13 protein-coding genes and 1 tRNA gene are annotated in these 12761 nt (G+C 64.0%); 9 read left to right on the plus strand and 5 right to left on the minus strand.

Annotation, left to right across the window (positions count from 1 at the left end; all coding sequences use genetic code 11):
• Positions 1 to 2: 2 nt before the first annotated feature.
• Both CH275_RS20615 and CH275_RS20620 read left to right on the plus strand, forming a co-directional pair.
• Positions 3 to 917 carry a MazG family protein gene (locus tag CH275_RS20615; protein ID WP_094680099.1) on the plus strand — a complete coding sequence of 305 codons (915 nt, stop codon included), beginning with the start codon at positions 3 to 5 and terminating at the stop codon, positions 915 to 917.
• Positions 918 to 1060: 143 nt separating this feature from the next.
• Entirely contained in the window at positions 1061 to 1411 is a 351-nt protein-coding gene (locus tag CH275_RS20620) for a hypothetical protein (protein WP_094680100.1), read from the plus strand.
• A 79-nt stretch (positions 1412 to 1490) separates the two neighbouring features.
• Here CH275_RS20620 and CH275_RS20625 read toward each other — a convergent pair whose 3' ends face one another.
• The 4 genes from CH275_RS20625 to efeU form a co-directional block, all read right to left on the minus strand.
• Positions 1491 to 2132 (minus strand): dihydrofolate reductase family protein, encoded by a 642-nt coding sequence (locus tag CH275_RS20625; protein ID WP_094680101.1) that lies wholly within the window; start codon positions 2130 to 2132, stop codon positions 1491 to 1493.
• A 204-nt stretch (positions 2133 to 2336) separates the two neighbouring features.
• Positions 2337 to 3587: an iron uptake transporter deferrochelatase/peroxidase subunit gene (efeB, locus tag CH275_RS20630; RefSeq protein WP_094680102.1), complete on the minus strand. Its 1251-nt coding sequence runs from the start codon at positions 3585 to 3587 to the stop codon at positions 2337 to 2339.
• Positions 3568 to 4707 (minus strand): iron uptake system protein EfeO, encoded by a 1140-nt coding sequence (gene efeO, locus CH275_RS20635; protein ID WP_179276253.1) that lies wholly within the window; start codon positions 4705 to 4707, stop codon positions 3568 to 3570. Before efeO ends, efeB begins: the two co-directional genes overlap by 20 nt.
• Before the next feature lie 14 nt (positions 4708 to 4721).
• Entirely contained in the window at positions 4722 to 5603 is an 882-nt protein-coding gene (efeU, locus tag CH275_RS20640; protein ID WP_094680317.1) for an iron uptake transporter permease EfeU, read from the minus strand.
• Positions 5604 to 5792: 189 nt separating this feature from the next.
• Here efeU and CH275_RS20645 point away from each other — a divergent pair, with 189 nt between their 5' ends.
• From CH275_RS20645 to CH275_RS20675, 7 genes are all read left to right on the plus strand, one after another.
• The gene (locus CH275_RS20645; protein WP_094680319.1) at positions 5793 to 6503 is read left to right on the plus strand and encodes a lytic transglycosylase domain-containing protein; all 711 of its coding nucleotides are present in this window, start codon (positions 5793 to 5795) and stop codon (positions 6501 to 6503) included.
• A gap of 87 nt (positions 6504 to 6590) precedes the next feature.
• Positions 6591 to 7877, plus strand: coding sequence for a phosphopyruvate hydratase (gene eno / locus CH275_RS20650; protein WP_094680103.1), 1287 nt, complete (start codon positions 6591 to 6593; stop codon positions 7875 to 7877).
• 193 nt (positions 7878 to 8070) lie between these two features.
• Positions 8071 to 8625 carry an FtsB family cell division protein gene (locus CH275_RS20655; RefSeq protein WP_256991134.1) on the plus strand — a complete coding sequence of 185 codons (555 nt, stop codon included), beginning with the start codon at positions 8071 to 8073 and terminating at the stop codon, positions 8623 to 8625.
• On the plus strand, positions 8622 to 9152 hold the full coding sequence (locus CH275_RS20660) for a DUF501 domain-containing protein (RefSeq protein WP_094680104.1): 531 nt from the start codon (positions 8622 to 8624) through the stop codon (positions 9150 to 9152). The genes CH275_RS20655 and CH275_RS20660 overlap by 4 nt, the downstream gene beginning before the upstream one ends.
• Positions 9149 to 10093, plus strand: coding sequence for a Ppx/GppA phosphatase family protein (locus CH275_RS20665; protein ID WP_094680105.1), 945 nt, complete (start codon positions 9149 to 9151; stop codon positions 10091 to 10093). Before CH275_RS20660 ends, CH275_RS20665 begins: the two co-directional genes overlap by 4 nt.
• 116 nt (positions 10094 to 10209) lie before the next feature.
• Positions 10210 to 11661: a short-chain fatty acid transporter gene (locus tag CH275_RS20670; RefSeq protein WP_094680106.1), complete on the plus strand. Its 1452-nt coding sequence runs from the start codon at positions 10210 to 10212 to the stop codon at positions 11659 to 11661.
• A 44-nt stretch (positions 11662 to 11705) separates the two neighbouring features.
• Positions 11706 to 11782, plus strand: a tRNA-Leu gene (locus CH275_RS20675).
• A 349-nt stretch (positions 11783 to 12131) separates the two neighbouring features.
• Here CH275_RS20675 and CH275_RS29610 read toward each other — a convergent pair.
• Positions 12132 to 12740, minus strand: coding sequence for a TetR/AcrR family transcriptional regulator (locus tag CH275_RS29610; RefSeq protein ID WP_162248343.1), 609 nt, complete (start codon positions 12738 to 12740; stop codon positions 12132 to 12134).
• Between the last annotated feature and the right edge of the window lie 21 nt (positions 12741 to 12761).

Genomic DNA, 12761 nt, shown 5'->3' on the forward strand with positions numbered 1-12761 from the left:
CGGTGACGGTAGTTCTGCTCGACCCTGTTCGTCCCACCCAGGTTCCGGTCGACGCTGTCGAATTCCTGGGCGAGCCTGTGCAATTCACCGAAGAAGTGCCGGTACGAGTGCGCTGGCTGTTCTCGGGCACCGCTGCGTCCGATGCCGTCGATCCCGTTCTGGTGAGCACCGACCCGGCCAACCCCGAGGTTCAGGACCGGATCGCGCGCGGCGACCGTGTCATCGCCGCCGAGAAGCTCCCCGGTGACGACGTGATCGCGGCGGTGCACTTGATGGACCGGTTGCACACCGTCGGTGGCTGGGAAGCGCAGCAGACCCACGAATCGCTGCGCGGTTACCTGCTGGAAGAAACGTACGAACTGCTCGACGCGATCGCCGCAGGGAACCTGAACGATCTGCGCGAGGAACTCGGAGACCTGTTGCTGCAGGTGCTGTTTCACTCCAGAATCGCTCAGAATGCATCCGAGAACGCGTTCGATATCGACGATGTCGCCGCGGGACTGGTTGCCAAACTGACCCACCGCAGCCCGCATCTCGGTCGCCAGGACGGTGGACCGATCGACATCGTCGAGCAGGAGCGAGCCTGGGAAGAGCAGAAGGCCTCGGAGAAGGCGCGGGGGTCCTGCATCGACGGTGTTGCGCTGTCGCAGCCGTCACTCGCCTTGGCGCAGAAAGTGATCGGACGAGCCACCAAGGCCGGGCTGCCCGACGAACTCGTTCCCGACGGCCTACGCGTCGTACACATCGGGGTCGACCATTCGCACGGTGGGGAGAGTGCCGAGGATGCGCTGCGGCGTCGGGTATTGGATTTCGCGGCCTTGATTCGTAACGCCGAGGCATCCGCTCGCAATGCAGGCATCGCGCCGGGAGAGATGTCTGCGCTGGACTGGATCGAGCACTGGGGTTTGCGGGGCTGAACTGGCTCCACCCGAACGCGTCAATGGACCGTTGCACCGCTCAGACGTATGCAGTGCGCCATCCACGCGGCGGGGGATTGCTCAGATCTCTCGAGTAGCGCTACTCATGTGCGCGTGGCGTCTGGTCGGCCAGGCTATCGGTCATGACAACGAACCTAATTGAACGCGAAGCCGAGAAGACATGGACCGGCGGTTGGACGGCACTCGGTGGCGTGCTGATGTTGGTGGCGGGCTTCGCCACCTACTCGGCTATCAGTAGCCCCGTACTGACCGCGGTACTGATGGGGCACGACTACGAAATGGCGGACTACATCAGTGCCCGTCTCGTTACGGGGTTCGCGGTGCTCACGTGGTTCGCCAGCTTCATCACCTCGGTACTCGGGATGCGGCGAGCCGGCATCGGCCGATCGGTATTCGGTTGGTTGGTGATTCTGGCGCTCGTGTTGCTCGGTCCGATCCTGTTGTTCTGTGCCGGGCTTGCTCTCACCCCGTGAACACCTGTCCGGCTGCCTTCGGGATCAATGTGAGTTTCAGTCGCTCAGAATGCAACAAAGCCGCATTGATCCGGACCGGCTACCTGCGCCAGAACAAGTGATGCGTGACGCCGCTGCTGCTGGGGACGACGTCGTGCTCGAATCTGTCGTTCAACTCGTCGGGGGAGTCCCACAGCTTCAGGCCCGATCCGAACTCGATGGGCGCGACGGCGATGTGCAAGGTGTCGACGAGATCGGCGTCGAGGAATTCTCGAATGCTGGTGACGCCACCGCCGAGTCGCACGTCCTTACCGTCCGCGGCCTCCTTTGCCTGCTTCAGCACCTCGGCGGGCTCCCCGTCGACGAAGTGAAACGTGGTGTCGGAGAGCATGATCGATGGTCGCTCGTGGTGAGTGAGGACAAAGACGGGTGTGTGGAACGGCGGCTCGTCACCCCACCAGCCCTGCCATTCGTGGTCGGTCCACGGTCCGCGCTGGGGTCCGAACTTGTGCCGGCCCATGATCTCGGCACCGATGTTGTTGGAGAAGTCGCGGGCGAGGTAGTCGTCGAGCCCGCGGCTACCGTCGGAATCGGCGTTCCCCGGGAAGCTGGAGGTGGCAAAGAACCACGCCATCAGGCTTGCGTGGTCCAGTCCGAACGGGCTCTCGAAGCTCTGGTCGACCCCAGCAGCAATCCCATCGCTCGAAATGGTGAAGTTCTGTACCCGAACCAGCTGTCCCATGTGTGCTCCCGGAGTCGATGACGATGACGTACGACGTATGGACCGAGCCGACTGTACAAACTCACCGCCCGCCTGTGTCAATGGACCCTTGCAGCGGTCAGACGTATGCAGTGCGCCATCGACGCAGGCCGGGGTCGTGCGTGAATGAACCATTGCAGCGGTCAGACGTATGCAAGGGTCCATTGCCGCGGGCGGGGGACAGGCCTACTCGAACAGCGTCGAACCCCAGTATTTCGATTCTCCGACGCCGGGTGGGCAGGCGAATACCGCCGATCCGACGTGTTGGATGTATTCGTTCAGTGCGTCCTTGCGGGAGAGGGCCAGTTGCATCGGGACGAACTGGGTCAGTGGGTCGCGGCAGTAGGCGATGAAGAACAGTCCGGCGTCGAGGTGGCCGAAGCCGTCGGAGCCGTCGGTGAAGTTGTATCCCCGACGCAGGATCTGGATTCCACCGAGTTCCTCTTTCGACGCCAGACGCACATGAGCAGCCTTGTCGATGAAGGTGCCCTCGGGGCCTTGGGATTCGAAGTCGAGTGCGTCGAATTCGTCCTTCTGGCCGAGTGGCGCTCCGGTTCCCTTGCTGCGCCCGATCACTCGCTCTTGTTCCTTGAGCGTGGTGCGGTCCCAGGATTCGATCAACATGCGGATACGACGCGCCACGAGGTAGGAGCCACCGGCCATCCACTCTTGATCGTCCTCGGACGCAACCCACACGTTCTCGTCCAGCAACGACGGATCCTCGGCCTTCAGGTTCGCCGTTCCGTCCTTGAAGCCGAACAGGTTTCGCGGCGTTGCCTGGGCGGTGGACGTGGACGAGGTGCGTCCGAATCCGAGTTGCGACCACTTCACCGACACCGTGCCGAAACCGACGCGTGCGAGGTTGCGGATGGCGTGCACGGCAACCTGCGGGTCGTCGGCGCAGGCCTGGATGCAGAGGTCGCCGCCGGAGCGTCGTGGATCGAGGTTGTCGGCCGGGAAGTGCTGCAGATCGGCAAGTGACGCAGGTCGTTTCGAGGCCAGATCGAAGCGATCGAACAGACTCGGACCGAAACCGATCGTCAACGTCAGCGACGACGCGCTCAGGCCGAGAGCCTCGCCGGTGTCCGCGGGCGGGTTGTACTGGCCACCGTCCACGGCACCACCGTCGAACGTCTCCTCACCCTTGGTGAGGCGTTCGGCCATCAGGGTCCACTTCTTCAGCAGCGCAACGAAATCCTCACGAGAATCGGTGGTGATGTCGAAGGCGACGAAGTGCATGCGATCCTGCGCGGGGGTGACGATTCCGGCCTGGTGGTCTCCACGGAACTCGACGATGTCCGATGTGGGTGCCTCGGCACCCGACGCCGTCGTATGTCCTGCGATAGCTCCGACTCCGACGAGCGCAGCACCGGTCCCGACGGCACCGAAGAGGCGCCGCCGGGAGATGCGTCCAGAATTACTGTCCGGCAACGACACCCTGCACCTGGCTCACTTCGGCAGACAATGCGTCGATCTTGTTCGAGAGTTCCTGACGCTGCGGTTCGGTCACGGTGTCGTAGAAGACGAAGCCGTCGCCGCTGCGGTACTTGGCCAATTCGGCGTCGAGTTCTGCGTAACGGGCGTCGATGGCGGTACCGAGATCGGCATTGCGCTCGTCGAGGATGGGGCGCACGGCAGCAATGGCCGCCTGCGAGCCGTCGACGTTGGCCTGGAAGTCCCACAGGTCGGTGTGGGAGAAGAAGTCCTCTTCACCGCTGATCTTGGTCTTGGCGACCTCGTCGAGCAATCCTTGTGCGCCACCGGCCACCTGAATGGGGTCGATGGTGAAGTCGTCGGCCTTGATCTTGTCGGCGAGTTCGGTGATGTCGGCCTGCAGCTGATCGGCCATCGCGTTCGTATCGGGCTGAAGTCCCTGCGTCCACAGGTCCTTCTCGATGCGGTGGAATCCGGTCCACTCCGCACCGGGCTCGACATCGGGCTCCCGGAGGTCGATGCGAGGGTCGAGATCGTCGGGGAAGCTTTCGGCGACGGGCTCGATGCGCTCGTAATAGCTACGTGCAATGGGGAACTGGGCCTTGGCGGCGTTGACGTCTCCGCTCTTCACGGCCGTCACGAACGAAGCCGTGGTGTCCTGAAGGGCATCGATCTGGCTGACGACGTAGCGCTTGTAGCCGGCGGCGGCCTCGGTGAGGAGGCCGTTCTCGTCGGCGGTGCGGACGGAGTCGCCGGTGACGACGTAATCGGCGCGGATGCCGTCGCCCACCATGCCTGCCTTGCAGGCGGTTTGGTATGTGCCGGGGTCGGGCAGGGCGACGATGAGCTGACGCGTCAGCCCGGGTCCGATGTTCTCGACCTCGCCCATGACGCGGTCACCCTCGCCGTAGACGTAGAACTCGGTGACCTTGCTGCCGTTGTTGGTGATCTGGAACGTCGAGTTTCCGGTGGTGCCCTCGGATGCGCCGACGTCGCAGGAGGAGTCGGTTGCGGTGACGGCGATATCGCCCGACGCGGCCTCGGTAGAGGACTTCTCCGTACATCCGGCCAGAGCCATCGGCAGAACCGCGACCGCGGCCAGGGCGTAGGTGGAACGACGCATGTTGGTGGTGCCTTTCAGGAGGATTGCAGAGCAGGCTCGGGCGTCGCGGGAACGCGGGCCGGGCGGAGGAAGAGGTAGAGCACGATCAGGATGTAGAGCACCCACGCGACGGCTTGGAAGACAGTGGGTTCGGGGCGGAAGTTGAAGATGCCGCCGAGCACGGTGCCGTACCAGCTCGAAGCGTCGAAGTGAGCGCTGATGTCGAAGGCGACAGCGCTGCCACCGGGCAGAACTCCGCCGATCTGCAGCGCGCGGATGCCGTAGGCGAGGATTCCGGCGGCGACGACGATGAGGAAGATGCCGGTGTACTTGAAGAACACGGCAAAGTTGATGCGCACCGCGCCGAAGTACAAGAACACCGTCAGCACGGCAGCGACGACGATGCCGAGGAGCAGACCGAGCAGTGGCCAGAGGCTGCCGTTGGTGTTCTCGGCGTAACCGACCATGAGTAGCGCAGTTTCGACGCCTTCGCGGCCGACAGCGAAGAACGACAGCGTCAGCACTGCAGCGGGCCCGACGGTCAGCGCCTTCTCCATGTTCGCCCGCAGTTCGCCGGAGATGTTCTTCGCGGCGGTGCGCATCCAGAGGACCATCGCCGTCACGATGACCACGGCCACGAGCGATGCCGCGCCCGCGATGATTTCGGCGGTCAATCCGGTGACGGTGGACGTGCCGTAGTGGATGACGAAGAAGATTGCGGCCACCATCGCAACGGCGAGACCTACGCCCAGCCACACCCATTTGAGAGCATCGCGTCGTTCTGCTTTGACGAGGAAGGCGACGAGAATCATCACCACGATGCCGGTCTCGAGACCCTCGCGCAGACCGATCAAGCCGCTGCCGAACATCTGGGTGGCGATCGACGGCGCTGACCCTGCGGCGGCGAGAACGGACACGGGCACTTCTCCTGTTTTGCAACGAACATTGGTACGCCTTCCCTCTCAAAGGGTAGGCGACCCTCATGCGTGAAGGTTGACAGAAACATACACCCTGCAATGCCGGCCGAATGCACGTTGAACTGGGGTTTTATGGGTCTTTAGCTTTCTATTACCTTGCGTGTGCAGGATGGAGAGGTGATCTCTCGAATCTGCGTGCTCGCCACGGCGTCGGCACTCCTCGCGCTCACGGCATGCGGCAGTGGCGCGCCGAAGCGTGAGATCCCGGACGGCATCCCGCCCGGACCGGGCACAGAGGTGCCGGTCATCGACTTCAACGCGCCCGGGCGGACGGCCGATCTTCTGCTCGCCTGGGCCGAACCGCAGACCGAGGCGCTGGGCATCTCGGTGACGGCGCTGGCGTCGTACGGGCACGCCGCCGCGATCATGACCGAGACCGACGCAGACTGCGGAATTGCGTGGACGACGCTCGCGGGCATCGGCTACATCGAGAGTCGGCACGGCACCTACCAGGGGTCGTCCGTGCAGCCCGACGGTCTCGTCGCACCCCCGATTCGAGGAATCCCACTCGACGGCGGGCCGGGCGTCGCCGAAATCCCGGACACCGACGGCGGGGTCATGGACGGTGATGCCCAGTTCGACCGCGCGATGGGTCCCATGCAGTTCATCCCGGAGACGTGGAAGAAATGGGGCGTCGACGCCAACGGCGACGGCATCGCAGATCCGGACAACATCGACGATGCGGCGTTGACCGCGGCCCGCTATCTGTGCGCCCGCGGCGGCGATCTGCGGACCGCGCAGGGCTGGGAGACGGCGTTGATGGCCTACAACCTGTCGGGTCAGTATCTCCGCGACGTGCGCGATCGGGCGGCCGCGTACTCCGTGGGCACCAGGCCGTAGAAGTCCGTGCATCGCGGGAGGTACCGGGAAGCGGCTAGTCTTGCACCCGGCACAGTCCGCCGGTCCCCGTTACTAGGAGAAGCATTCGTGGCCATCATTGAGCAGGTCGGAGCTCGCGAGATCCTCGATTCCCGTGGCAACCCCACGGTTGAGGTCGAGGTCGCATTGGACGACGGGACGTTGACCCGCGCAGCCGTCCCCTCCGGCGCATCCACCGGTGAGCACGAGGCCGTCGAGCTTCGTGACGGCGGAGACCGCTACGGCGGCAAGGGCGTCGAGAAGGCCGTCAACGCGGTGCTCGACGAGATCGCGCCTGCGGTCATCGGCCTCGACGCCATCGAGCAGCGCACGGTCGACCAGGCTCTGCTGGATCTGGACGGCACCCCCGACAAGTCTCGCCTCGGCGCGAACTCCCTGCTGGGTGTCTCGCTCGCCGTCGCCAAGGCCGCTGCCGAGTCCACTGGCCTGGAGCTCTTCCGCTACCTCGGCGGCCCCAACGCTCACATCCTGCCGGTCCCGATGATGAACATCATCAACGGTGGCGCACATGCAGACAGTGGCGTCGACGTGCAGGAATTCATGATCGCGCCGATCGGTGCGCCTACGTTCAAGGAGTCGCTGCGCTGGGGTGCCGAGGTCTACCACGCACTCAAGTCCGTGCTCAAGGCCAAGGGCCTGTCCACCGGGCTCGGCGACGAGGGCGGCTTCGCTCCCGACCTCGCCGGCACCAAGGCTGCTCTCGACCTGATCCTCGAGGCCATCGGCAAGACCGGCCTCAAGCCCGGCCAGGACGTCGCTCTCGCGCTCGACGTGGCGGCCACCGAGTTCTACACCGCTGGCACCGGTTACGCCTTCGAGCGTGAGACGAAGTCCGCCGAGCAGATGTCGGCCTTCGCCGGCGAACTCGTCGACGCCTACCCGCTGGTTTCCATCGAGGATCCGCTCGACGAGAACGACTGGGACGGCTGGGTTGCACTCACCGAGTCGATCGGCGACAAGGTTCAGCTCGTCGGCGACGATCTCTTCGTCACCAACCCCGAGCGTCTCGAAGACGGCATCGTCAAGGGTGCGGCCAACGCGCTGCTGGTCAAGGTCAACCAGATCGGCACGCTCACCGAGACTCTCGACGCCGTCGATCTCGCCCACCGCAACGGCTACAAGACGATGATGAGCCACCGGTCCGGCGAGACCGAGGACACCACCATCGCTGACCTGGCAGTTGCCGTCGGCAGCGGCCAGATCAAGACCGGTGCTCCGGCTCGAAGCGAGCGCGTGGCCAAGTACAACCAGTTGCTTCGTATCGAAGAAGCTCTGGGCGACGCGGCGCGTTACGCCGGCGAGTTGTCTTTCCCCCGGTTCAATTACGAGGGATAGCAAACAGGTACGTATTGCACGAAGTGGAGAGTGAATGATGGCACGGCGCGGCAGGTCCGGGACCAGTCCAGGTGGACGTGATCCCCGACCCCGCGGCCGCACCTCTTCTTCGAGCAGGTCCAAGGCCGGAGGCGCTTCTCGCGACGAGAACGCTTCCGGCCGGCAGGCCACTCCGCCGGAACCGTCGGAGCAGATGCGCGACGCGGTGGTCGGCGGCAAGGCGGCTCCGCGGCGTGTGGGGGCCCGTAGGCCCAAGATGCCCGAGCGGACGTTCTTCGGTCTGTCCACCGGGCGGGCCGTCATTCTCGGTGTTGTGGTGTGCGCGCTGGCGTTGACGCTGGCGATGCCGCTGCGCACCTACTTCTCGCAGCGCAGCGAACTCGAGTCCGTGTTGGCCGAGCGGCAGGCGTTGGAGAACGACGTGCGCGATCTCCAGACGGAGAAATCTCAGCTCGACGAGCCGTCCCGCATCGCCGCCCGCGCCCGTGAACGTCTGCGCTTCGTGATGCCGGGGGAGACGCCGTATCAGGTGCAGCTGCCCGGCGACTACGGAAAGACTCCGGAGCAACTCGCGGCAGACAACGCGCCGACGGGGCCCTGGTACTCCGACCTGTGGAACACCGCGGTGCAGCCGCAGGGGTCGAACGAGCCAGCGGAGCCGACGTCCGCGCCCATGCCCGTCGTACAGCCAGAACCCGCACCGGCCGTGCCGCCGGTGCCAGAATCAGAAGGAGGACCGGTCGGGTGAATTCCTCGGCAGTCTCGCAGGAAGATCTCGATGCGGTCGCAGCGCAGCTCGGACGTGAACCGCGTGGCGTACTCGAGATCGCATATCGATCTCCGGACGGCAGGCCGGGCGTGGTGAAAACCTCCCCCAAGCTGCCCGACGGTACGCCGTTCCCTACTCTGTTCTATCTCACGGATCCGCGGCTGACGGCCGAGGCGAGTCGGCAGGAATCGGCCGGGGTGATGCGGGAGATGACCGAGCGTCTCGGTACGGATCCCGAACTGGCTGCGGCATACCTGCGCGCCCATCGGTCCTATCTGGCCGAGCGTGACGAGATCGAATCTCTCGGAACGGATTTCACCGGCGGCGGCATGCCCGATCGCGTCAAATGCTTGCACGTCTTGATCGCCCATTCGTTGGCCAAGGGCCCGGGCGTCAACCCGCTGGGTGATGAGTCGGTGGCCCTTGCCGCCGAGAACTCGTTGCGCGGCAAAGCTATTCCGGCCGATTGGCCGACAATCGAAGAACTACGTGCGGAGAAACAATGACCAGGGTTGCAGCAATCGATTGCGGCACCAACTCGATCCGCCTGCTCGTCGCCGACAACAACGGTAAGTCCCTTGCCGACGTCGCCCGCGAGATGCGCGTCGTGCGACTCGGTCAAGGCGTCGACGCCACCGGAGCATTCGTGCCCGAGGCCATCGAACGCACCCGCGTGGCATTGGTCGAGTACGCGGAGATCATTCGTAAGACCGGGGTCACCGCAGTGCGCATGGTCGCCACCTCGGCCACCCGGGATGCGTCGAATCGAGAGGACTTCTTCTCGATGGTGCGTGACGTACTGGGCAAAGTCATTCCTGGTGCCGAGGCCGAAGTGATCACCGGAGACGAAGAGGCTCGGTTGTCCTTCGCCGGTGCAGTCGGTGAACTCGACGCTGCTGCAGGCCCTTTCCTGGTCGTCGATCTGGGTGGCGGTTCTACCGAGCTCGTACTGGGCGACGCCAAAGGCGTCAAGGCGGCGTTCTCGGCGAACATCGGCTGCGTCCGTCTGACCGAACGATTCCTGCATTCGGACCCTCCCACCGCGGACGAGATCAACGGCGCGCGCGAGTACGCCCGCGAGAAGTTGGCGGAGGCGTTCGAGGAAGTGCCGATCGGCGACGCGTCGAGTTGGGTCGGGGTAGCCGGCACGATGACGACCATCGCCGCCATCGCCAAGGAACTGCCCGAGTACGACGCCGACGCGGTGCATCTTTCGCGAGTGCCCTTCGATCAGCTCTTCGAGGTCTGTGAGCGACTGATCGGCATGACGCACACGCAGCGAAGTGCGTTGGGCCCCATGCATCCAGGGCGGGTCGATGTGATCGGCGGCGGTGCAATTGTGTGCAGTGTGTTGGCCGAGGAGTTCGAGCGACGCGGTGCCGTGAGCTCGTTGACGGTCAGTGAGCACGACATCCTCGACGGCATCGCGATGTCGATCAAGATCTGACCTGCATTTCTGCAGAGGCGGTCTGCGGCGATGTCGGTTGCATCGCTGCGTCGTTCGGTGAAGCCTTACAGGTGCTGTGGCCCACGTCACGGCTCCCTTCGAGGTGAGGACCACCGATGACGTCACCCGCCGAACAGGCTCCGGCCAACCAGGCGCCGGCCGAGAAAGGGCTGGCTCGCGTAGCGCAAGCGCTCGCCAAGGGGACCGAGAAGTGGTTTCCCGATGCGTACATCTTCGCCCTCGTCGGCGTGGTGGTCGTGGCAGTCGCTGCGTTCGCCAACGGGTCGTCTCCGCAGAATGTGGTCGACGCGTTCGGAAACGGCTTCTGGGATCTGACCGCCTTCACTCTGCAGATGGCGATGGTCGTACTCACCGGCTACGTCGTGGCCACCTCACCGCCTGTCGCCAAGCTCATCACGCGATTGGCGCAGGTGCCCAAGAGTTCCAGTAGCGCAGTCAGTTTCGTTGCACTGCTGTCCTGCTCGGTCTCGTTCCTCAATTGGGGGCTGAGCTTGGTGTTCGCCGGTCTGCTTGCCCGCGCAATCGCGCGCCGTGACGATCTGCGGACGGACTATCGAGCACTCGGGGCTGCGGCATTCATGGGACTCGGAGCGGTGTGGGCACTCGGAATGTCGTCCTCGGCTGCTCAGTTGCAGGCGACGGCGAAATCGCTTCCGGCGACACTGCTTTCGGTCACCGGAGTACTCGACTTCGGAACTACCATCTTCACGTGGCAGTCACTGCTGATGTGCGCGATCATCATCGTGTTGACGGTCGTCATCGCACACGTGTCCGCGCCCAAGGGTGCAGCCATCAAGACTGCCGCCGACATGGAAGTCGATCTCGACGACACCGTCGCCGAGCCGGCACCGCGAACCAGGCCGGGGGAGTGGCTCGAATACAGCCGCATCCTGCCACTATTTGCCGGCGCGATGACGCTGGGATGGCTTGTCTCCCAACTGTTGACGCTGCCGGTGCTGTCGGTGGTCAGCAGTCTGAACGGGTACCTGTTGGTGTTCCTCATGCTCGGGTTGGTGCTGCACGGCACCCCGCGTCGCTTCCTCGATTCGGTCAGCAAAGCGGTTCCCGCGACGGCAGGAATCCTGGTGCAGTTTCCGCTGTACGCCGCGATGGCGGCCATGCTGACCAAGGCGGAGGGCAGGGGAGGCGTCACGATCTCCGAGCACCTCGCGAACTTTTTCACCGACATCGGCAGCGGTGGCGGATTTGCCGTGGTCATCGCGGTGTACACCGTCGTGCTCGGACTGTTCGTTCCCTCCGGTGGCGGCAAGTGGCTTGTCGAAGCGCCGTACGTGATGCAGTCGGCGACGGACGTGCAGATGAACCTCGGCTGGACCGTCCAGATCTACAACGTCGCCGAGGCGCTGCCGAACCTGATCAACCCGTTCTTCATGCTCCCGTTGCTGGCGGTTCTGGGTCTACGGGCGCGCGATCTGATCGGATTCACGTTCCTGCAGTTCATCTTTCACTTCCCGGTGGTCCTGCTGCTCGTGTGGCTCCTCGGCATGACCTTCGACTTCGTGCCGCCGGTCATTCCGGCCCAGTAGCAGCCCGATATGATCGTCACCGCTGGAGGCAGTCTCCGGCGGTGGCCCCTATAGCCCAATTGGCAGAGGCAGCGGACTTAAAATCCGTCAAGTGTCGGTTCGAGTCCGACTGGGGGCACCAGGGTCCATATGGATCCAGATTTCTGGACCAGGAAAGTGCTTTTCGGTTGGTAGCGTGTATGCCGGTGGCTTCCCACGGATCCGAGTGGACAACCGACACAGCGGATTTCAGATCCGCGCGGGAGTTACCTTCATCGTCGCCGTTTCTTCGAGTTCGTGCAGATCAGGGTCGGTCTTCGGGTTCGACGGTCGTGTCCGCAGGTGGTTCGCTGTCACGAGGCTGTCACAACTGGACATGGTGTAATTGCTGCGGGATGCGCTCGAGATGACCGGCATCCCGACGGACTCGCGGCATCACACCATCGGACGAGCGCACCGTCACGGATCCGACGATGGAAGTCGAGGACTTTTTACTGCAGCTCCTGCGGTTCAGGGGCACTCGCCACGGTCGATAAGAGATGCCACAGTCGTTCGGCCAACCAACGTTGCTCCGAGGGCTCGTCGACGTGGTCGCCATCGAGCCACTTCGATAGCACCGTCACCATTCCGCCCGTGATGAACCATGCTTCTTCGTCGAGCCGCCTCGATTGACGGGAGTTCGGCGAGGTGTCGCCCAGTCTTTGTTGTCGGAGGTACTGGCCCAATCCTTCACGCAAAACGGTCATCACCTGCTCGCGGGATCGCGAGTTCGATTGAGCCCCGATCAGTTTGCGGTAGAACTCACGGTTCGAACCCAGTTCGGCCACAACGAGCCCGATGCTGCGTTCTGCCTGATCTCGGTCCACCGCCACGTCGTCGTCCAGCGCGGCGATCGACTGTAATCGCCTCCGAACGACGGCGGCGAACAATGTGTCTCGGTCCTGGAAGTGCAGATACAGGGTCGGCCTGCTGACGCCGGCAGCCGAGGCGATGTCGGTGATCGACACCTCCGCAGGATCACGGTGAGACACCAGTTCGGCAGCAGCGTCCAGTAACAGTTCTCGACTGCGTACTGCCCGAGGGTCCATGTTTGCGGTCATCGTGGTCCACCTTAATAGGTG

The sequence above is a fragment of the Rhodococcus sp. 06-235-1A genome (assembly GCF_002258785.1).
Lineage (GTDB): Bacteria > Actinomycetota > Actinomycetes > Mycobacteriales > Mycobacteriaceae > Rhodococcoides.